This is a genomic window from Acidovorax sp. NPDC077693, from assembly GCF_044542805.1.
In the GTDB taxonomy this organism is placed as follows: domain Bacteria; phylum Pseudomonadota; class Gammaproteobacteria; order Burkholderiales; family Burkholderiaceae_C; genus Acidovorax.
Window position 1 is genome coordinate 29,554 of the sequence record NZ_JBITVD010000021.1, and the last position, 18,148, is coordinate 47,701.

Below are 18,148 nucleotides of genomic sequence, written 5' to 3' on the forward strand. Positions count from 1 at the left end.
CTTCGCGTATTCCCCGGTAAATCCCTCGCTCCATCAGGTCCTTTTCCATGCCACGTCCCATCACAGCCACCATCCACACCGCCGCCCTGCACCAGAACCTGGAGCGCGTGCGCCAGTCGGTCCCCGACGCCAAGGTCTGGGCGGTGGTCAAGGCCAATGCCTATGGGCACGGTATCGAGCGGGTGTTCGAGGGCCTGCGCAGCGCCGACGGCTTTGCGCTGCTGGACCTGGGCGAGGCCGAGCGGGTGCGCCAGCTGGGCTGGCGCGGGCCCATCCTGCTGCTCGAAGGCGTGTTCGAGCCGCGCGACCTGGAGCTGTGTTCGCGCCTGTCGCTGTGGCACGCCGTGCATTGCGACGAGCAGATCGACATGCTGGCCGCGCACAAGACGCAGGTGCCGCACCGCGTGTTCCTCAAGATGAACTCCGGCATGAACCGCCTGGGCTTCACGCCCCAGCGCTACCGCGCGGCCTGGGCGCGGCTCGACGCCTTGACGCAGGTGGACGAGATCTCGGTCATGACCCACTTCAGCGATGCCGACGGCCCCCGCGGCATCGGCCACCAGATCGACGTGTTCAACCAGACCACGCAGGACCTGCCCGGCGAGCGCAGCCTGGCCAACAGCGCGGCCACGCTGCGCCACCACGGCGACGCGCGCCTGCGCTCGGACTGGGCGCGGGCCGGCATCGTGCTGTACGGCAGCGCGCCGGACTTCCCCGAAAACGATGCCGCGCACTGGCAGCTCGCGCCCACCATGACGCTGTCCACCCGCCTGCTGGCTGTGCAGCAGCTGCAAAAGGGCGACACCGTGGGTTACGGATCGCGCTTCACGGCCGAAGGGCCGCTCACCATCGGCGTGGCGGCCTGCGGCTATGCCGACGGCTACCCGCGCCACTGCGACACCGGCACGCCCGTGCTGGTGGGCGGCGTGCGCACGCAGCTCGTGGGCCGCGTGAGCATGGACATGGTCACGGTGGACCTCACGCCGCTGGTCGAGCGCGGCATGCCGGTGGGCTTCGGCACCGAGGTCACGCTGTGGGGCCAGGCCAGCAACGGAGCAATCCTGCCAATCGACGAGGTGGCGCGCGCGGCCGGGACGGTGGGGTACGAGCTGATGTGCGCGCTGGCCCAGCGTGTGCCGGTGGCGGTGGACGGAGAACGCTGACGCCCGGTCCTGCCGACACCGCCCGCGGGCTGTGGCACGCGGATTCGTCGACAAGTTCACGGGCCCTGCCGCTGGCCGGGCAGGGCGGAGCGTCGGCACGGCCTGAAAGTGGTGTGAAATGGGCGCCGCTGCGCAGCAAGAAGCAAAAGCAAAAGCAAAGAAGAAAACACCGCAGCACCAGTCCAGCGCCTGCGGCGGTCCTGCATCGGGACTGCGGCAGGCCCTGCCTCCACCTTCACGACGCGTTTCCTTGTATGGCCACTCCCCGCAGCGACCGCAGCAACGGCAGCAAAAACAACAGCCATCACGGCAACCCCAACCAGCCGAAAAAGGGCTCCAGCTGGCGCTCCGTGCGCATGCCGCAGCACGCCAGCGTCGCGCGCACCCTGCAGCAGCGCTACAGCCTGCGGCTGCACGGGCTGCTCATCGGCAGCTTCACGCTGCTGCTCATGTGGTGCACCTCGCACGTGCAGATGCTGGCGGGGGGGGAGTCGCTGGCGCTGCGGTATGCCGTGACGCTGTCGGTCGGCTACCTGGGGTATCTGCTGGTGCTGCGCGCCTGGGCAGCGCGGCTGGTGCGCAGGCGCGAGGAGGAAGAGGACAGCGTCGATGCCAACGTGGACCTGCCCGACCTGTCCTGGCCCGGCGGCGGCTCGCCGTCCGGTGGCGGCCATGTGCCGATGCCGCGCACAGGGGGCGGCAACTTCGGCGGCGGCGGTGCGTCGGGGGACTACGGCAGCAGCAGTGGCAGCGACGGCAGTGCCCTGGGCGACCTGGCCAGCGGCGCGGCCGATGCGCTGGGCAGTGCCGACGAAGGGGCCGTGGTGGTCGTGCCGGTGGTGGCCATCTTTCTCATCGGCGCGGCGCTCATCCTGGGCGCGGGCTCGCTGGCCATGCTGTTCTTCGGCTGGGACGTGCTGCTGACCGTGGCGGTGGAGATCGCGTTTTCGGTGGCCACGGCGCGCGCCGCCGTGGGTGTGGAGCGCGAGGGCTGGCTGGGCGCCGCCGTGCGGCTGACCTGGAAGCCGCTGCTCGGCGCGCTTATCTGCGCCGTGGCGCTGGGCGCGACCATCGACCATTTCCTGCCCGATGTGCAGTCCCTGCCACAGGCGGTGCGGGCGATTCAGGGGCGTTGAGCCCGGGAATCAATTCGCTATATTTTGTATAGCTGAAAAGTGTTATTCATCCAGCGGTAGAGCACATTTTTCTTGAATCGCCGAGGTGGGAGGCGGTGGGGCGAGGGCCGCACCCTGGCGCCCTAGCGGCGGCCGTGCCGGCCTTCCCCGCACCCCGGGCCGCCCAGCGCATCGACACTGCTGCGCACCTGCGCCAGCAAGGCCAGCAACTGGGCCTGCGTGGCGCTGTCGCAGCCCTGCAGCAGCGTGGCCGCCACGCCGCGGCGGGCCTCGCGCAGCGCCTGGTTCAGAGCCAAGCCCTGGGCGCTCAGGCTCAGACAGCGGCTGCGCTTGTCCTCGGCATTGGGCGCGCTCTCCAGCCAGCCCTTGTCCTGCAGCATGCCCACCATGCGCGCCACCTGCGCCTTGTCGGCACCGCTGTGGGACACCAGCTCCTTTTGCGTGGCGCCCGGGTGGCGGCCCACGAACATCAGCGCCCGCACTTCGTTGAGCGTGAGCTCCGGGTGCACCGACGCCATGGTGCGCACCATGTGCGCCTTGTACACATGCAGCAGGTCGTGCATGGCGTCAAAGACGTCGGAAGGCCCCTTTGGAGCGGCGGTTCGGGAATTCATCGTGTTGTGTGGTTGACAAAATCAACCAATGAGAAGATCATTTGGTGGACTTTGTCAACATTCTAGATCATGAACACACCTCTGCCCCTTGCCACTCCTGCGCACCTTGCCGTCGAACGCGTCCGCCACACCCTGCAAGCCCGCCACCTCCAGGTGGTGCGGCGCACCGACCTCAGCCCCGGCTTCGTGCGGCTGACCCTGGCCGGGCCTGAACTGGCCGGTTTCGTGAGCGCGGGTTTCGACGACCACCTCAAGCTCATCCTGCCGCAGCCGGGGCAAGAGCGCCCCTCGCTGCCGTCGGTGCAGGACGGCCGCCCGGTGTTCCCCGACCCGCGCCCCGTGCTGCGCGACTACACGCCTGCACGCTTTGATGCCGCCGCGCGCGAGCTCGACATCGAAGTGGCCCTGCACGACGCCGGCCCCGCCACCGACTGGGCGGCCAGCGTCTTCGTCGGGCAGTGGGTGGGCATTGCCGGGCCGCGCGGCAGCCTGGTCATCCCCACGGGTTTCGACTGGCACTGGCTCATCGGGGACGCGTCGGCCCTGCCGGCCATCGCGCGCCGCCTGGCCGAGCTGCCTGCCACCACCACCGCCACGGTCCGCATCCACGTGCGCAACCCGGCGGACCAGCGCACCCTGGCCAGCGCCGCGCGGCTGGACCTGGCGTGGGTGGACTCCTTGCCCGCAGCAGTCGATGCGCTCGCGATACCGCCCGGCGCAGGCTACATCTGGGCCGCCGGCGAGCACAGCGACATGGCCGCAGTGCGCAAGGCGGTACTCTCCAAGCCCGGGGTGGACGCCAAGCGCATGCGCATCGCGGCGTACTGGAAGCGCGGCGTGGCGGATCACCACGAGGACCTGGCCAGCGTGTGAGGGGCGCGGTGCGCCTGCACTGCACAGCGCAGCGCAGGGTGCTGCCGCTGCCTGGATGCCTGGATGGTGGCCAGGCAGAGGCGATCAATGAATCAGCTGAGCAGCGTCTGCGCAGCCGCCTGCTGCACCGCCTCCGTCATGCGGTGCAGCGCCCGCACGTTCAGGCGCCAGTACTGCCAGTACAGCGGCACATCCACCGGCCTGCCGGGGACCAGCTCCACCAGCGCGCCCGTCTTCAGGTCGCGCTCCACCATCGGGTCGGGCGTCATGCCCCAGCCCAGCCCGGCGCGCGTGGCGGCGACAAAGGCGTGCGCGTCCGGCAGCCAGTGCACCGGCGGCGTGAAGGCGCGCCGGGTGATGCGCCGCACGAAGCGCCCCTGCAGCGCGTCCTTGCGGTTGAACACCAGCATGGGCGCCTGCACCAGCGACGCGGCGTTCACGCCCTGCGCAAAGTGGCGCTGCATGAACGCGGGGCTCGCCAGCGCCCGGTAGCGCAGGGTGCCCAGCGGCAGCACCTGGCAGCCCTGCACCGGCTGCGGGTCGGCCGTCACGGCGGCCATCACGCGGCCTTCGCGCAGCAGGTTGGCCGAATGGTCCTGGTCCTCCACATGGATGTCGAAGGTCAGGCCCGGGCCCTCCGCCGCATGGGCGTGTGCCATGGCCGCAGGAAACCACGTGCCGAGTGAATCGGCATTCACGCCGATCGCCAGGCGGATGGACGCGTGCTGCCCGCCACCGATGGCGTCGAGCGCGTCGGCCTCGCTCAATGCGACCTCGCGGGCATGCCGGTACAGCGCCTGCCCTGCGTCCGTGGGCGTGCAGGGCGTGGCCCGGCGCACCAGCACCTGGCCCACGCGCTCTTCCAGCAGCTTCACGCGCTGGGACACCGCCGACCGGGTGACATGCAGCACGGCGGCGGCGCGCTCGAAGCTGCCCTCGTCGATCACGGCGGCAAAGGCGCTGAGCTGGGCGGAATCAAGGGCCATGGCGGGCGGTACGGTGGGTGGTTAGCCATTCTGACGGATCGTTAGAAAGTATAGCTACCGTGAACACGCTGCCATCGCCACAATCCGGCGCATGAGCAGCACCGCCTTCGTCCATGGATTCACGTCCACCGCCCTTTTGATCATGGCCATTGGCGCGCAGAACGCGTTCGTGCTGCGCCAGGGGCTGCGGCGCGAGCACGTGCTGCCCGTGGTGCTGTTCTGCGCCGTGTCCGACGCGGTGCTGTTGCAGGCCGGCATCTGGGGCATGGGCGGCGTGCTGGCCGCCCGGCCGGAATGGGCGCAACTGATGCGCTGGGCCGGCGCCATCTTCCTCGTGGCCTACGCGCTGCAGGCCGCGTCGCGGGTGTTCAAGCCCAGTCACCTGCTGGTGTCGGCCCACGGCGCGGGCGCGAGCCTGCGCACCACGCTGCTCACGCTGGGCGCGCTGACCTGGCTCAACCCGCATGTCTACCTGGACACCGTCGTGCTGCTGGGCACCATGGCCAGTCCCTATCCCACCCGGGGCCGGGCCACCTTTGCGGCGGGCGGGTCGCTGGCCAGCGCGCTGTGGTTCCTCGGCCTCGGGTTCGGCTCGCGCTGGCTGGCGCCGCTGTTCGCCTCGCCCGGCGCGTGGCGGGTGCTGGACGGCGCCACCGCGGCCACCATGCTCGTACTGGCCGGCGTGATGGCGTGGGGTTGATGCTGCCATAGGCACGCCTAAGCTAAGAAGGATAAGTTCGTTAGCGAAACCTGCGCTTTGATCCATAGTGCGGGCATCGACTGATCTGGAGTGATTTCCCCCATGCGTTTCAAGACCCTTCTCCTGGCCGCGGCCATTGCCACTGCGTTGCCCCTGGCCGGCCAGGCCAAGACCTTCCGCTGGTCCCGTGCGGTGGACGTTTCGTCCTGGGACATCCACGCCCAGAACGTGGGCGTGAACAACACCCTGCACGCCGCCGTGTACGACACCCTGGTCGAGTACAACAGCAAGACCTTCAAGACCGAGCCCGCGCTGGCCACCGAATGGAAGCGCGTGAGCCCCACGCAGCTGCGCATCTCCCTGCGCAAGGGTGTGAAGTTCAGCGACGGCAGCGACTTCACGGCCGACGACGCCAAGTTCTCGCTGGAGCGCGCCAAGGCCAAGAGCTCCAACTACGCCGTGTATGCGCTGGGCATCGACCGCATCGAGAAGGTGGACGCGCACACCATCGACATCTTCTCCGACCTGCCCAACCCCGTGCTCGTGAACCAGCTCACCGAGCTGCGCATCCTGAGCAAGGCCTGGGCCGAGAAGAACAAGTCGGTGGAGCCCAAGGACATCAAGACCAAGGACGAAAACTTTGCCCACCGCAATGCGCTGGGCACCGGCCCCTTCCAGCTCAAATCCTGGGCGCCCGATCAGCGCGTGGTGCTCGAGCCCAACCCGCACTGGTGGGGCAAGTCGCAGTTCCCCACCAACGTGACGGAGGTGGTCTACACCCCCATCAAGGCCGATGCCACGCGCACCGCCGCGCTGCTGTCGGGCGAGATCGACTTCGTGATCGACCCCGGCCTGCAGGACCTGGCGCGCATCCGCCAGACGCCCACGCTCAAGGTGCTGGAAGGCGCCGAGTACCGCACCATCTTCCTGGGCCTGGACCAGTACCGCGAAGAGCTCCCGGGCTCCGACGTGAAAGGCAAGAACCCGCTCAAGGACGTGCGGGTGCGCAAGGCGCTCTACCAGGCCATCGACATCAACGCCATCCAGCGCGTGGTGCTGCGCGGCCTGGCGCAGCCCACGGGCACGCTGATCGCCCGGCAGGTGAACGGCTGGACGCCCAAGGCCGACGTGCGCTGGCCTTACGACGCCAAGGCCGCGCAGAAGCTGCTGGCCGATGCGGGCTACCCCAACGGCTTCGAGGTGGACTTTGCCTGCAGCGCCGGCCGCTACATCAACGACGAGCAGCTGTGCCAGGCCATCACCTCGCACTGGGCCAAGATCGGCGTCAAGGCCAAGCTGCGCTCGCTGCCGTTTGCCACGTACTTCCCGATGATCCAGCGCAACGAGGCCAGCATCTACCTGCTGGGCTGGGGGGTGCCGACGTTCGACGCGTTCTACTCGCTGCAGTCGCTGATCCGCTCGCCAGGCGCCGGCGGTGACGGCAACTTCAACCTGGGCCGTTACTCCGACCCGCAGCAGGACGCGCTGATCGAGCGCATCAAGAAGGAAACCGACGCGCCCACACGCAACACGCTCATCGAGAAGGTGCTGGTGCAGGACCATGAGGCGATCTCGCACATCCCGCTGTACAACCAGGTGATCCCATGGGCGGCCACGCAGAAGGTGGACGTGCCGCACCGCGCGGACAACCGCATCGACTGGCGGTATCTGAAGGTGAATTGATCCGCTGGCAGCGGTGACTACGCAAAGGCCCCGGCGCTGCGAAAGCGCCGGGGCCTTTCTTTTTTGGGGGCGAGGGCGAGTGGCAGGATTCGCGGTGGCGGGCTGAGCCTGTCGAAGCCTTGCACAGCAGCGCCTCAACCCGGTGCCACAACCCTCACGCCAACGCGCGCTGCACCGCAGGCCGCGCCGCCACGCGCTCGAAGTGCGCGGCCACCTTGGGGAATGTCGCGATGTCCACACCATCGCTCTTCAACCAGCCGGCGATGGTGAAGAGGTACGCATCGGCCACCGAATAGTGCTCGCCCAGCACCCACGGGCCCTGCAGGTAGTGCTGCTCGATCACCTCGAAACATTCGGTCATGGTCTGCGGCACCTTGCGCTGCATGGCCGCAATGGCTTCGGGCTCATCGGCCCAGCGGCCCGCGCGCCGGCCGTGGGCATGCGCCACGTGCACGGTGGATGCGAGGTAGCTGTTGAACTCCTGCAGGCGCGCCAGAGCGAACGGGTCGTCCAGCGGTGCGAGCCGCGCCTCGGGAAATTGCTGCGCCACATACACCAGCAGTGCCGGGGTCTCGGTCAACACGCCGCGGTCGGTGACCAGCGCGGGCACGCGGCCCTTGGGGTTGATGGCCAGGTACTCGGCGCTGCGCTGCTGGCTGTTGGCAAAGTCCAGCCGCGCGACCTCGTGGCCCGCGTTGGCCTCGTGCAGGGCGATGTGGACGGCGAGGGCGCAGGTGCCGGGGGCGTAGAAAAGCTTGAGCATGGTGAGGGTGAGATTCGGGTCGGGTGGAAGAAAACGGAACGGGACTAATAGAGGCCGCGGGTCTGTGCCATCAGCCGCACCAGGCCCAGCAGCGCATCGGTGTGCGGCGTGGGCGTGTGGGTGATCTGGCCCAGTTCGCGCACCGCGCCCACCAGCGCGTCGATCTCCATGGGCTTGCCGGCCTCCACGTCCTGCAGCATCGAGGTCTTGAAAGCGCCCAGCTTGCGGGTGACGGCGTGGCGGTCCTCGGGTTGCTGGTCGATGGGCAGGCCCAGCTTCTCGCCGATGGCCTTGGCTTCGAGCATGACGTGCGAGATGAAGCCGCGCACCAGCTCGTCGTCGAGGATGCGGTCGGTGGTGGCGCCGGTGAGCGCGCTGATCGGGTTCATGGTGAGGTTGCCCCAGAGCTTGAACCAGATGTCGCGCTGGATGCGGTCGGACACCTCCGCGTCGATGCCGCCGCGCTGCAGCGTGTCGGCCAGGGCCTGCAGGCGTGCGCTTCTCCGTCCATCGGGTTCGCCCACGATGAGCCGGTTGCCGAAGTGCTGGCGCACAAAGCCCGGCGCCTCCAGCGAGCAGCTGGTGTGCACCACGCTGCCCACCACGTGGCGGCTGGGGATGGCGCGGGCGATCACGCCGCCGGCATCCACGGATTGCAGGGCCTGCCCCTGCGCCGCGCCGCCAAAGCCGTCCAGAAACCACCACGGCACGCCGTTCATGGCCGTGAGCACGATGGTCTCTGGCCCGATCAGCGGGCCCATGGCCTGCGCCACGTCCGGCAGGCCCGGCGCCTTGACGGCCACGACCACCAGGTCCTGCACGCCCAGCGCCGCGGGGTGGTCCTGCGCGTTCACTGCGGTGTGCACCAACGTGCCATCCGGCCGGCGCAGGCGCAGGCCATCGGCCTGCAGCGCGTGCAGCGTGGCACCGCGCGCCACCAGGCTGACGTCGCAGCCGGCCTGCGCCAGGGCCACGCCCAGCCAGCCGCCAATGGCGCCAGCGCCGTAGATACATGCTTTCATCGTCAAGGCTTTCAGTCAGGTGATTTCAGACAGGGGATAGAAGAAGGGATGAAGAGGCGCCGCGTCAGTAGCCCAGGGGCCGCGCCGCTGCGCCGTCCGTGGCCCGAAAGCGGGCCGCCAGATCGGCCGCCGCGCTGGCGAGCAGCATGGTGTCCACGCCCACCGCGACAAACAAGGCCCCCGCGGCCAGCCACTGGCGCGCCTGCGCCTCGCTGGTCGCCAGGATGCCCGGGGCCTTGCCCGCGCTCAGGATGCGGGCGATGCCTTCGTGGATGGCGGCCTGCACATCCGGGTGGCCGGGGTCGCCCCGGTGCCCCATGGACGCCGACAGGTCGGCCGGGCCGATGAACACGCCGTCCACCCCTGGCGTGGCGGCAATCGCATCGAGGTTGCGCATCGCCTCCACCGTCTCGGCCTGCACCAGCAGGCAGACCTGCGCGTTGGCCTCGTGCACGTACTGCGGATAGGCCTGCCAGCGCGACGAGCGGGCGAGGGCACTGCCCATGCCGCGCACGCCTTCGGGCGCGTAGCGCGTGGCGCGGACCAGGGCCTGGGCTTGGTCGGCCGTGTCCACCATGGGCACCAGCAGTGTCTGCGCGCCGATGTCCAGGTACTGCTTGATCAGCGCGGTGTCGCCCACCGGCACGCGGGCGATGGCGTGGGGCGGCGCGGCGCCCGAGGGCAGGGCGGTGGTGGCGCTGGCGATGGCCTGCAGCTGGTGCAGGATGGAGCGCAGGTCGTTGGGCGCATGCTCGCCGTCGACCAGCAGCCAGTCGTAGCCGGTGCCTGCAATGATCTCCGCCGTGTAGGCGTCGGCCAGTGCCAGCCACAGGCCGATCTGGGCCTGCCCCTGGGCCATGGCCGCCTTGAAGCGGTTGGTGGGTGTGTGCATGCGTGCATTTTGCCGATGATGGCAAGCCTGTGCGCGCTGCACCGTCTGCTGGCGCCGCACCGGCGCCGCTATAGTCTGCAGCCCGCCCTGCCGAACGCTCCCTTTTCAACCCTTGCCATGGCCAAAGAAAAAACTGTCTTCACCTGCTCCGAGTGCGGCGGCACCAGCCCGCGCTGGCTGGGCAAGTGCCCTGCCTGCGGTGCCTGGAACACGCTGATCGAAGCCGTGGCGGACGCAGGGCCCGGCAAGAATCGCTACAGCACGCCGCAGTTCGCGGGCCTGAACCAGGCCCAGGCCGTGATGCCGTTGTCGGCCATCGAGGCGAGCGACGTGGAGCGCACCCCGAGCGGCATCGACGAGCTCGACCGTGTGCTGGGCGGCGGCATCGTCGAAGGCGGCGTGGTGCTCATCGGCGGCGACCCGGGTATCGGCAAGTCCACGCTGCTGCTGCAGGCGCTCGACGCGCTGCAGCGCGCGGGCCTGCCCACGCTGTACGTGACGGGCGAGGAAAGCGGTGCGCAGGTGGCGCTGCGTTCGCGCCGGCTGGGGCTGGACCACAGCCAGGTCAACGTGCTGGCCGAGATCCAGCTCGAAAAGATCCTGGCCACCATCGATTCCATGCAACCCGCCGTGGCGGTGATCGACTCCATCCAGACCGTGTACTCCGACCAGCTCACCTCGGCCCCGGGCTCGGTGGCGCAGGTGCGCGAATGCGCGGCCCACCTGACGCGCGCGGCCAAGGCCTCGGGCGTGGCCATCGTGCTGGTGGGCCACGTGACCAAGGAAGGGGCCCTGGCCGGCCCGCGCGTGCTGGAGCACATGGTGGACACGGTGCTGTACTTCGAAGGCGACACGCACAGCCAGTTCCGGCTGGTGCGGGCCATCAAGAACCGCTTTGGCGCGGTCAACGAGATCGGCGTGTTCGCCATGACGGAAAAGGGGCTCAAGGGCGTGAGCAACCCGAGCGCCATCTTCCTGTCGCAGCACAGCGAGCCGGTGCCCGGCAGCTGCGTGATGGTCACGCTGGAAGGCACGCGGCCCATGCTGGTGGAGATCCAGGCGCTGGTCGACAGCGCGGGCCCCAGCCCCCGGCGCCTGTCCGTGGGCCTGGACAAGGACCGCCTGGCCATGCTGCTGGCCGTGCTGCACCGCCACGCCGGCGTGGCCTGCATGGACCAGGACGTGTTCGTGAATGCGGTGGGCGGCGTGCGCATCAGCGAGCCCGCGGCCGACCTGGCCGTGATGCTGGCCATCACCTCCAGCCTGCGCGGCAAGGCGCTGCCGCAGGGCTTTCTGGCGTTTGGCGAAGTGGGGCTGGCGGGCGAGGTGCGGCCTGCGCCGCGCGGGCAGGAGCGCCTCAAGGAGGCCGCCAAGCTCGGGTTTCGCGTGGCCGTGGTGCCCAAGGCCAATGCGCCCAAGAAGCCCATCGAAGGCCTCACCATCCACGCCGTGGAGCGGGTGGAAGAGGCGATGAACGTCGTGCGGGAGATCGGCTAGGCGACCAGGTGGCCGGGCTCAGCCCACGGGCCTGCAGACGGCGGTGACGCGCTTGTACAGCACGGTGCCGCTGTACAGGCCCAGCACTTCCTCGCGCTTGCATTGCATGGTCAGTGCGTGCTGGCCTTCCACGGAGATGGCAGCGGCAGACTCGTATTTGGCGGTGGCTTGCGTGCCGTCGGCACTGACGCGAATGTCCATTTTGTTCAGGCGTGTGGAAGAGCGCAGGCCCCCGGCCTGCATCGCCTGGGCGGACTGTTGCTGCAGCGCGCAGATGTCGCCTCGCCCGCCAGAGTACACGCTCGGCGGGGAGTTGCTGTGGTCTGTCAGTTTGAAATTCAGGTCGGGTGCGGCCAGCGCGCACTGGCCGCGGTAGTCCTTGCGGTCCCCCAGGTCGACGGCGCGTTGCAGCACGGCCTCGACCACCGCCGGTGTCAGCTTGGTGATGGGCTCGGCCTTGGCGCTACTGGTGGCTGGCGCAGCGGCAGCGGGCGCACTGGCCTTGGCCGCAGGGGCAGTGGCCACCGCTGGCCGTGCGGCCGGGGGCGCAGGCCGCGGTGCCTGTTCGCACGCGCGGTCCGAGTAGGTCGTTTGCCCTTTGTCGTTCGTGCACTTGAACAGGTGCTGCGCACAGGCTGTGGTGGCAGACAGGGCAGCCACCAGGGCTGCGAGCAAAAGGGGTGCGTTGCGCATGAAGGGACCGTGGGCGAAAGGAGAGACTGCGCTATTAGATCAGCCCGCGACGACAGCCCGCAGCACCCGCTGCAAGGGGCGGGTGCTGCCAAGCCGGTGCGTCAGAAGGACTCCCAGTCGTCGTCCGAGCCCTTGGTGGCCTTCGGTGCAGTGGCAGCGGGTGTGGCGGCTGGGGCCACGGTGGGCTTCAGAGCCTGAAGCTTGCGGGCGTTGGCCGCAGCTGGGGCTGTACCCGAGGCCTTTGCCGCAGGTGCCTTGGCGGTACGCAGGGCCGGCGCTGGGCTGCGCGCGGCAGTGGCGGCAGACACGCGGGGTGCCGCAGGCCGGGGTGCCGGAGCACGGTCAGGGGTGGGCGCTGCGGGCGTGTGCCCCACGTTGAACACGGACACCACCTCGGACAGGCGCTGGGCCTGGTCGCGCAGCGACGCGGCCGCGGCGGCCGATTCTTCCACCAGCGCGGCATTCTGCTGCGTCATCTGGTCCAGGTTGCTCACTGCCTGGTTGACCTGGCCGATGCCGTCGCGCTGCTCGTTCGACGACGCGGTGATCTCGCCGATCAGGTCGGACACGCGGCGCACGCTGGCGACGATCTCGTCCATGGTCTGCCCGGCCTGCGCCACCTGGCCGGAGCCGGTTTCCACGGTGTTCACCGAGGCACCGATGAGGTTCTTGATCTCCTTGGCCGCTTCGGCGCTGCGCTGTGCCAGGCCGCGCACTTCGCTGGCCACCACGGCGAAACCCCGGCCCTGCTCGCCGGCGCGGGCGGCTTCCACCGCCGCGTTCAGTGCCAGGATGTTGGTCTGGAAGGCGATGCCGTCGATCACGCCGATGATGTCGGCGATCTTGCGCGAGCTGTTCGTGATGTGCTGCATGCTCTCCACCACCTGTGCCACGACCTCGCCGCCGCGCGTGGCGGCCTGCGCGGCGGTGGAGGCCAGCTGGTTGGCCTGGCGCGCCGTGTCGGCGGACTGGGTGACGGTGGCGGTGAGTTCCTCCATGCTGGCGGCGGTCTGCTGCAGGTTGGCAGCGGTCTGCTCCGTGCGGGCCGACAGGTCGTGGTTGCCGGTGGCGATCTCCACCGAGGCGTTGGACATCGAATCCACGCCGCTGCGCACCTCGGCCACCAGGCTGCGCAGGCGCGCGGCCATCTGCGAGACGGAGCGCAGCAGGTGGCCGAACTCGTCCTGGCGATCGTCATGGGCCGACACGGTGAGGTTGCCGCCCGCAATCGCGTCCGACAGCTCCACCGCGCGGTGCAGCGGGCGCGCGATGGAGCGCACCAGCAGGAAGGACAGCACCAGGCCCAGCACGAACACGATGCCCTGCGTCAGCCAGGCCAACACATTGGCCTGGGTGCGGGCGGCCTGGGCCTCCTGCCGCGCGGCGTCGCGCTGGCTTTGCTGCAGCTGCACGAAGGCTTCCAGGCTGTCCACGTAGCTGCCGATGGCGGCCAGGTACTTGCTCTCGATGAAGGTCTTGAAGGCGGCGCCGTCGCCCCCTTGCTTGATCTCGCGGGCCTGCTTGTTCAGGGCCAGCACATTGCTGCGCTCGCTCGCCACGCGCTCCAGCGCTTTCTTGTCGGCGGGGGTGGTGGCCAGCTCCAGCACCTTGGCCTGGATGGCCGAGATGCCGGCGATGCCGGCCTTGACGCGACCGTCGAAGAGGGTGGTCAGGTCCGGGTCGGGGGTGGCGTTGCTGGCCAGCACGCGCTCGCCGGTGGTCTCGGTGGCGCCCTTCCACTGCACGGCCAGGGTGATGCGGTTCTCGAACGAGGCCATCGATTCCAGGGTGCGGTCCATCACCCGGCCGGCCTGGTGCTGCGCCCAGACCGACACCAGCAGCATGGCACCCAGCAGACCCACGATAGAACCCCACAGCTTGGGCGCCAGGCGCACGTTATCCAGTTTCATTCACGATCTCCAGAAGGACGAGACTGCATTTTTGGCGCTGGGGCGTCTGCCGTAAACACCCGGCGGGGGCTGGCGTGCCTGCGGCCGCGAGCTTCTTTCATTAATGTAGTGCTTACACAACGAAACATTTGGTCCGGGGCGCGGGCAGGCTTCGTTTCGGGTGCGATGCCGGCCGCAGGACAGGGGTTTGGACGGACGCCCGGGGCAGTCATAAGACAATAGCGCCCATGAATTTGCGCACTATCTTCGTACCGCTGGGCGTTGTCGGCCTGATCGTTTTTGGTTTTGTGGCCTATGGCTGGGCCGGTGTGGCGGCTGTGGTCGGGGGGCTGGTGATGTGGGGGCTGCTGCACTTCACCCGGCTCATGACGGTGATGAAGAAGGCGGCCAATCGCCCGATGGGCTACGTGGGCAGCGCGGTGATGCTCAACGCCCGCTTGCGCGCAGGGGTCAACCTCATGCACGTGGTGGCCATGACCCAGTCGCTGGGCGAGCAACTGTCCGCCGCCGACACCGAGCCCGAGATCTACCGCTGGACGGACGGCACGCAGTCGCACGTGAACTGCGAGTTCCGCCACGGCAAGCTCGTGAAGTGGGAGCTGGTGCGCCCGCCCAGCGAGGAGCCGGTGGCGCCCCCTGCCGCGTCCTAGACAGCATCGGCACCGCTGCCGCGCAGCCCCCGCCGGCGTGCAGCGCGGTGGGCGTCCGTGCCGATACAGGGTGCGCCCCATGGCGGCCTGGCGGTCGCTGTCGCCTAAAATCTCGCCTTTGCGACCCACAGCAACAAAGGATACCCATGAGCCCCGTAGTTCCCTCGATGGCCGATCGTGACGGCAAGATCTGGATGGACGGCCAGATGGTGGACTGGCGCGACGCCAAGATCCACGTACTGACCCACACCCTGCACTACGGCTGTGGCGCGTTCGAAGGCGTGCGTGCCTACAAGACGGCGGACGGCACGGCCATCTTCCGCCTGCAGGAGCACACCGAGCGCCTGTTCAACAGCGCCAAGATCCTGCGCATGAAGATCCCGTTCACCCAGGAAGAGGTGAACGAAGCCCAGAGGGCCGTGGTGCGCGAGAACAAGCTCGAATCGGGCTACCTGCGCCCGCTGACCTGGATCGGCTCGCAAAAGCTGGGGGTGTCGCCCAAGGGCAACCAGATCCACCTGATGGTGGCGGCCTGGGCCTGGGGCGCCTACCTGGGCGAAGAGGGCATGAAGCGCGGCATCCGCGTCAAGACCAGCAGCTACACGCGCCACCACGTCAACATCACCATGACGCAGGCCAAGGCGGTGAGCAACTACACCAACTCGATCCTCGCCAACATGGAAGCGCTCGACGACGGCTACGACGAAGCGCTGCTGCTCGACAGCTCCGGCTTCGTGTCCGAAGGCGCGGGCGAGAACATCTTCGTGGTGAAGAACGGCGTGATCTACACGCCCGACCTGTCGGCGGGGGCCTTGAACGGCATCACCCGCAACACGGTGTTCCACATCGCCAAGGACCTGGGCCTGGAGATCGTGCAAAAGCGCATCACGCGCGACGAGGTCTACATCGCCGACGAAGCCTTCTTCACCGGCACCGCGGCCGAAGTGACGCCGATCCGCGAGCTGGACCGCATCGAGCTTGGCAAGGACGGCTATGTGGGCAGCCGCGGCCCGATCACCGAAAAGATCCAGGCCGCGTTCTTCGACATCGTCAACGGCCGCAACCCCCAATACGCCCATTGGCTCACGAAGGTGTGACCCAGCCCTGACGGAGCCGCTGCGCGGACTCCACCCCCCGGCACAGCCCGCCCCAGGGCGACCGGGTGCCCGGGTGCACCGGGCAGGCCAGTTTCAAGCACCGCCGCCGCGGCGGTGCATCAAGGAAAACGAATACATATGTCGCAAGCTGTCATCGAATTGCTGGCCAAGGACCTCAACCCCCAGGGTGGCGTCTTCTGCCCCAGCCCCAAGGCCGATATGAAAATCTGGAACACCCACCCCAAGGTGTACCTGGACGTGGCCCGCTCCGGCGAGGCCAAGTGCCCCTACTGCGGAACCGTCTACCGCCTCAAGGCGGGCGAGCACGTACACGCTGGTCATTGATTGATGTCAGTGGCAGCCGGGGGCGGCACGCCGTCGCCCACGTTGACGGTGGCGGTGCTGTCCCACAACGAGGCGCACCGCATCGAAGCCTGCTTGCGCAGTGCCGCGTTCGCGGACCAACTGCTGGTGGTGGACAGCGGCAGCACCGATGGCACCGTGGCCATCGCGCAGGGCCTGGGTGCCGAAGTGCACAGCCACCCCGACTGGCAGGGCTTTGCCGTGCAGCGCAACCGCCTGCTGGCCCACGCCCGCGGCGACTACATCTTCTTTCTCGACAGTGACGAGGTGATGACGCCTGCGTTCGCGCAGGAGCTGCAGGCCATCGTGGGCTCGGGCGAGCAGGCCGTGTGGAAGATCCGCTGGCGCATGGTGGCGTTCGGGCACGAGCTCACGCACTTTCGCTCGCAGTCGCAGATCGAGCGGCTCTTCGTGCGCCGCATGGTCAAGGAATACACCGGCGTGGTGCACGAGCAAGCCCAATTGCATCCCCAGCCCGGAGGCGGCGACGTGCCGCGCCGCCTGATCAAGGCGCGTCTGCTGCACTACTCGCGCACCACGGTGCGCGGCAGCCTGGAAAAGCTCACGCAGTACGTGATGCTCGGCGCCGCCAAGCGCGCCGAGAGGGGCCAGCGCGGCGGCGTGCTGCGCGGCCTGGCCTCGGGCCTGTCGATGTTCCTGCGCCTGTATGTGTTTCGCCTGGGGTTCCTGTGCGGCGGCGCCGGTTTTCTGTATTGTCTTTTTGTGGCGCTGGAGGGGTTCTTTCGTTATGCAGCGCTGCACTACGACCGAGACAGCCTGACAGGCCGTGTGATCCGGTGATGAAGACCTACCGTTGGTTGGGGCGCTGTGCGAGCGTCGGTGCGTTCATGGTGCCTGGCTTCGCGCTGTGGCTGCCTTCGGGCTATTCCTACGGTGCAGCGCTGCTGCTGCTGGCGGCGCTTGCGAGTGCGCCCGTCTGGTGGAAGCGCCCTGCGCCGCGTGCCGCGTGGTGGCTGACGGCGGCGTTTTCGTGCATGGCGGCCTTGTGGCTGCTGGATGTGGGGGCGACCTGGGGCTGGGGCAGCATGGACCGCCCCGTCAAGTACCTGCTGGCGCTCCCGTGCATCTTCTACCTCATGACGTTCGAGCCCCGTGCCTCGTGGCTGTGGATGGGGGTGGCCGTGGGCGCGGTGGGCAGCGGCATCGTCGGGCTGTACCAGACCTTCGTGATGGCGCTGCCGCGCGCCAACGGGTTCACCAATGCCATCCAGTACGGCAATCTGAGCATGCTGCTGGCCGTGATGAGCGGCCTGCTGCTGGTGGTGCAGTGGCGGCGCTGGGTGCTGTGGCAGCGCTTGCTGCTGGCCGCCGCCGTGGTCCTCGGCGCTGCGGGGTCGGTGCTGTCGCAGTCGCGCGGCGGCTGGCTGGCGCTGGTGCTGCTGCTGCCCGTGTGCGCTTGGCTGCTGGTGCGCACCACGGGCCAGCGGCGCGTGTACTGGGGGCTGTGCGCGCTGGCGCTGGTGGCCGCGGCCCTGTCGCAGGTGCCGGCGGTGGAGCAGCGCGTGGACGAAGCGCGGGCGGAGGTGCAGACCTACCAGCAGCGCGGGGACGGACGCAGCTCGGTGGGCCAGCGCCTGGCCCACTGGCACCTGGCCTGGCAGATGGGCTGGGACCGGCCGTTGACGGGCTGGGGCCGCGCCGGGTACATCGAGGAGAAGGCGCGCCGTGTGGCGGCCGGGCAGGCGCACCCCGTGGTGCTGGAGTTCGGCCATGCGCACAACGAAGTGCTGGACCTGTTCGCCAAGCGCGGCATTCCGGGCGTGCTGTTGCTGCTGGCCTTCTATGGCATCCCGCTCGTGATGTTCTGGCCGACGGCCCGGCGCATCCGCGACGGTTCGGGCAAGATGGACCGCGAATCGCTGTCGCTGTGCCTCATGGGCGTGCTGTTGCCGCTGTCGTACATCGGCTTCGGCCTCACGCAGGTCTTTCTGGCGCACAACAGCGGCAACATGTTCTACCTCTTCATGTGCCCGCTGTTGCTGGCCGCCCTGCATGAGCGGCGCGCGCGCATTGGGTGCGGACGGCCGTTTTAGATGCGATACCCCCCTGAGCGGCTTTGCCGCTTCCCCCCGCTCTCGCATTGCT

18 protein-coding genes are annotated in these 18,148 nt (G+C 68.8%); 11 read left to right on the forward strand and 7 right to left on the reverse strand.

Going from position 1 to position 18,148, the window contains the following annotated elements; translation table 11 throughout:
* The first annotated feature begins 47 nt into the window (after positions 1–47).
* Positions 48–1,163, forward strand: coding sequence for an alanine racemase (gene alr, locus ACIGHN_RS24185; protein ID WP_056410277.1), 1,116 nt, complete (start codon positions 48–50; stop codon positions 1,161–1,163).
* Positions 1,164–1,417: 254 nt separating this feature from the next.
* On the forward strand, positions 1,418–2,299 hold the full coding sequence (locus ACIGHN_RS24190) for a hypothetical protein (RefSeq protein ID WP_396506628.1): 882 nt from the start codon (positions 1,418–1,420) through the stop codon (positions 2,297–2,299).
* Between the two features lie 122 nt (positions 2,300–2,421).
* Here ACIGHN_RS24190 and ACIGHN_RS24195 read toward each other — a convergent pair whose 3' ends face one another.
* Entirely contained in the window at positions 2,422–2,913 is a 492-nt protein-coding gene (locus tag ACIGHN_RS24195) for a MarR family winged helix-turn-helix transcriptional regulator (RefSeq protein ID WP_396506630.1), read from the reverse strand.
* Between the two features lie 69 nt (positions 2,914–2,982).
* Here ACIGHN_RS24195 and ACIGHN_RS24200 point away from each other — a divergent pair, with 69 nt between their 5' ends.
* Positions 2,983–3,786 (forward strand): siderophore-interacting protein, encoded by an 804-nt coding sequence (locus ACIGHN_RS24200; protein WP_396506631.1) that lies wholly within the window; start codon positions 2,983–2,985, stop codon positions 3,784–3,786.
* A gap of 92 nt (positions 3,787–3,878) precedes the next feature.
* Here ACIGHN_RS24200 and ACIGHN_RS24205 read toward each other — a convergent pair whose 3' ends face one another.
* Positions 3,879–4,772 (reverse strand): LysR family transcriptional regulator ArgP, encoded by an 894-nt coding sequence (locus ACIGHN_RS24205; RefSeq protein ID WP_396506632.1) that lies wholly within the window; start codon positions 4,770–4,772, stop codon positions 3,879–3,881.
* A 91-nt stretch (positions 4,773–4,863) separates the two neighbouring features.
* Between ACIGHN_RS24205 and ACIGHN_RS24210 the strand changes: the two genes are divergently transcribed.
* Together ACIGHN_RS24210 and ACIGHN_RS24215 are read left to right on the forward strand one after the other, a co-directional pair.
* The gene (locus ACIGHN_RS24210) at positions 4,864–5,472 is read left to right on the forward strand and encodes a LysE/ArgO family amino acid transporter (protein WP_396506634.1); all 609 of its coding nucleotides are present in this window, start codon (positions 4,864–4,866) and stop codon (positions 5,470–5,472) included.
* 102 nt (positions 5,473–5,574) lie between these two features.
* Positions 5,575–7,155, forward strand: a complete 1,581-nt coding sequence (locus ACIGHN_RS24215; RefSeq protein WP_396506635.1) for an ABC transporter substrate-binding protein — start codon at positions 5,575–5,577, stop codon at positions 7,153–7,155.
* A 154-nt stretch (positions 7,156–7,309) separates the two neighbouring features.
* On the opposite strand, the gene ACIGHN_RS24220 is transcribed toward ACIGHN_RS24215, so the two are convergent.
* The 3 genes from ACIGHN_RS24220 to ACIGHN_RS24230 all read right to left on the reverse strand — a co-directional run bounded on the left by ACIGHN_RS24220 (position 7,310) and on the right by ACIGHN_RS24230 (position 9,832).
* Positions 7,310–7,918: a glutathione S-transferase family protein gene (locus tag ACIGHN_RS24220; protein ID WP_056410266.1), complete on the reverse strand. Its 609-nt coding sequence runs from the start codon at positions 7,916–7,918 to the stop codon at positions 7,310–7,312.
* Positions 7,919–7,962: 44 nt separating this feature from the next.
* Positions 7,963–8,940, reverse strand: a complete 978-nt coding sequence (locus ACIGHN_RS24225) for a 2-dehydropantoate 2-reductase (protein ID WP_396506637.1) — start codon at positions 8,938–8,940, stop codon at positions 7,963–7,965.
* A gap of 64 nt (positions 8,941–9,004) precedes the next feature.
* Positions 9,005–9,832, reverse strand: coding sequence for an aldolase/citrate lyase family protein (locus ACIGHN_RS24230; RefSeq protein ID WP_396506639.1), 828 nt, complete (start codon positions 9,830–9,832; stop codon positions 9,005–9,007).
* Between the two features lie 117 nt (positions 9,833–9,949).
* Here ACIGHN_RS24230 and radA point away from each other — a divergent pair, with 117 nt between their 5' ends.
* On the forward strand, positions 9,950–11,329 hold the full coding sequence (radA, locus tag ACIGHN_RS24235; RefSeq protein ID WP_056410260.1) for a DNA repair protein RadA: 1,380 nt from the start codon (positions 9,950–9,952) through the stop codon (positions 11,327–11,329).
* Positions 11,330–11,347: 18 nt separating this feature from the next.
* Here radA and ACIGHN_RS24240 read toward each other — a convergent pair whose 3' ends face one another.
* Complete coding sequence (locus ACIGHN_RS24240) at positions 11,348–12,022, reverse strand: DUF4124 domain-containing protein (RefSeq protein ID WP_396506641.1); 675 nt, start codon at positions 12,020–12,022, stop codon at positions 11,348–11,350.
* Between the two features lie 101 nt (positions 12,023–12,123).
* Positions 12,124–13,932, reverse strand: coding sequence for a methyl-accepting chemotaxis protein (locus tag ACIGHN_RS24245; protein ID WP_396506642.1), 1,809 nt, complete (start codon positions 13,930–13,932; stop codon positions 12,124–12,126).
* 227 nt (positions 13,933–14,159) lie between these two features.
* Here ACIGHN_RS24245 and ACIGHN_RS24250 point away from each other — a divergent pair, with 227 nt between their 5' ends.
* The 5 genes from ACIGHN_RS24250 (at position 14,160) to ACIGHN_RS24270 (ending at position 18,096) form a co-directional block, all read left to right on the forward strand.
* Positions 14,160–14,582 carry a glycerate kinase gene (locus tag ACIGHN_RS24250; protein ID WP_396506643.1) on the forward strand — a complete coding sequence of 141 codons (423 nt, stop codon included), beginning with the start codon at positions 14,160–14,162 and terminating at the stop codon, positions 14,580–14,582.
* A 146-nt stretch (positions 14,583–14,728) separates the two neighbouring features.
* Positions 14,729–15,679: a branched-chain amino acid transaminase gene (locus tag ACIGHN_RS24255; RefSeq protein WP_056410253.1), complete on the forward strand. Its 951-nt coding sequence runs from the start codon at positions 14,729–14,731 to the stop codon at positions 15,677–15,679.
* A 138-nt stretch (positions 15,680–15,817) separates the two neighbouring features.
* Complete coding sequence (locus ACIGHN_RS24260; RefSeq protein WP_056163376.1) at positions 15,818–16,024, forward strand: zinc-finger domain-containing protein; 207 nt, start codon at positions 15,818–15,820, stop codon at positions 16,022–16,024.
* 3 nt (positions 16,025–16,027) lie between these two features.
* A complete protein-coding gene (locus tag ACIGHN_RS24265; protein WP_396506646.1) occupies positions 16,028–16,843 on the forward strand; it encodes a glycosyltransferase family 2 protein in 816 nt (271 codons plus the stop codon).
* Positions 16,843–18,096 carry an O-antigen ligase gene (locus tag ACIGHN_RS24270; protein WP_056163379.1) on the forward strand — a complete coding sequence of 418 codons (1,254 nt, stop codon included), beginning with the start codon at positions 16,843–16,845 and terminating at the stop codon, positions 18,094–18,096. Before ACIGHN_RS24265 ends, ACIGHN_RS24270 begins: the two co-directional genes overlap by 1 nt.
* Positions 18,097–18,148 lie beyond the last annotated feature (52 nt).

Excerpts from the sequence above, each read along its gene's own strand:
- ACIGHN_RS24255 (WP_056410253.1), top strand. The coding sequence starts at position 14,729 with ATGAGCCCCGTAGTTCCCTCGATGGCCGATCGTGACGGCAAGATCTGG.
- ACIGHN_RS24205 (WP_396506632.1), bottom strand. The coding sequence starts at position 4,772 with ATGGCCCTTGATTCCGCCCAGCTCAGCGCCTTTGCCGCCGTGATCGAC.
- ACIGHN_RS24230 (WP_396506639.1), bottom strand. The coding sequence starts at position 9,832 with ATGCACACACCCACCAACCGCTTCAAGGCGGCCATGGCCCAGGGGCAG.
- ACIGHN_RS24245 (WP_396506642.1), bottom strand. The coding sequence starts at position 13,932 with ATGAAACTGGATAACGTGCGCCTGGCGCCCAAGCTGTGGGGTTCTATC.
- ACIGHN_RS24250 (WP_396506643.1), top strand. The coding sequence starts at position 14,160 with ATGAATTTGCGCACTATCTTCGTACCGCTGGGCGTTGTCGGCCTGATC.
- ACIGHN_RS24260 (WP_056163376.1), top strand. The coding sequence starts at position 15,818 with ATGTCGCAAGCTGTCATCGAATTGCTGGCCAAGGACCTCAACCCCCAG.
- ACIGHN_RS24265 (WP_396506646.1), top strand. The coding sequence starts at position 16,028 with ATGTCAGTGGCAGCCGGGGGCGGCACGCCGTCGCCCACGTTGACGGTG.
- ACIGHN_RS24200 (WP_396506631.1), top strand. The coding sequence starts at position 2,983 with ATGAACACACCTCTGCCCCTTGCCACTCCTGCGCACCTTGCCGTCGAA.
- ACIGHN_RS24195 (WP_396506630.1), bottom strand. The coding sequence starts at position 2,913 with ATGAATTCCCGAACCGCCGCTCCAAAGGGGCCTTCCGACGTCTTTGAC.
- ACIGHN_RS24240 (WP_396506641.1), bottom strand. The coding sequence starts at position 12,022 with ATGCGCAACGCACCCCTTTTGCTCGCAGCCCTGGTGGCTGCCCTGTCT.
- ACIGHN_RS24270 (WP_056163379.1), top strand. The coding sequence starts at position 16,843 with ATGAAGACCTACCGTTGGTTGGGGCGCTGTGCGAGCGTCGGTGCGTTC.
- ACIGHN_RS24220 (WP_056410266.1), bottom strand. The coding sequence starts at position 7,918 with ATGCTCAAGCTTTTCTACGCCCCCGGCACCTGCGCCCTCGCCGTCCAC.
- ACIGHN_RS24215 (WP_396506635.1), top strand. The coding sequence starts at position 5,575 with ATGCGTTTCAAGACCCTTCTCCTGGCCGCGGCCATTGCCACTGCGTTG.
- ACIGHN_RS24210 (WP_396506634.1), top strand. The coding sequence starts at position 4,864 with ATGAGCAGCACCGCCTTCGTCCATGGATTCACGTCCACCGCCCTTTTG.
- radA (WP_056410260.1), top strand. The coding sequence starts at position 9,950 with ATGGCCAAAGAAAAAACTGTCTTCACCTGCTCCGAGTGCGGCGGCACC.
- ACIGHN_RS24190 (WP_396506628.1), top strand. The coding sequence starts at position 1,418 with ATGGCCACTCCCCGCAGCGACCGCAGCAACGGCAGCAAAAACAACAGC.
- ACIGHN_RS24225 (WP_396506637.1), bottom strand. The coding sequence starts at position 8,940 with ATGAAAGCATGTATCTACGGCGCTGGCGCCATTGGCGGCTGGCTGGGC.
- alr (WP_056410277.1), top strand. The coding sequence starts at position 48 with ATGCCACGTCCCATCACAGCCACCATCCACACCGCCGCCCTGCACCAG.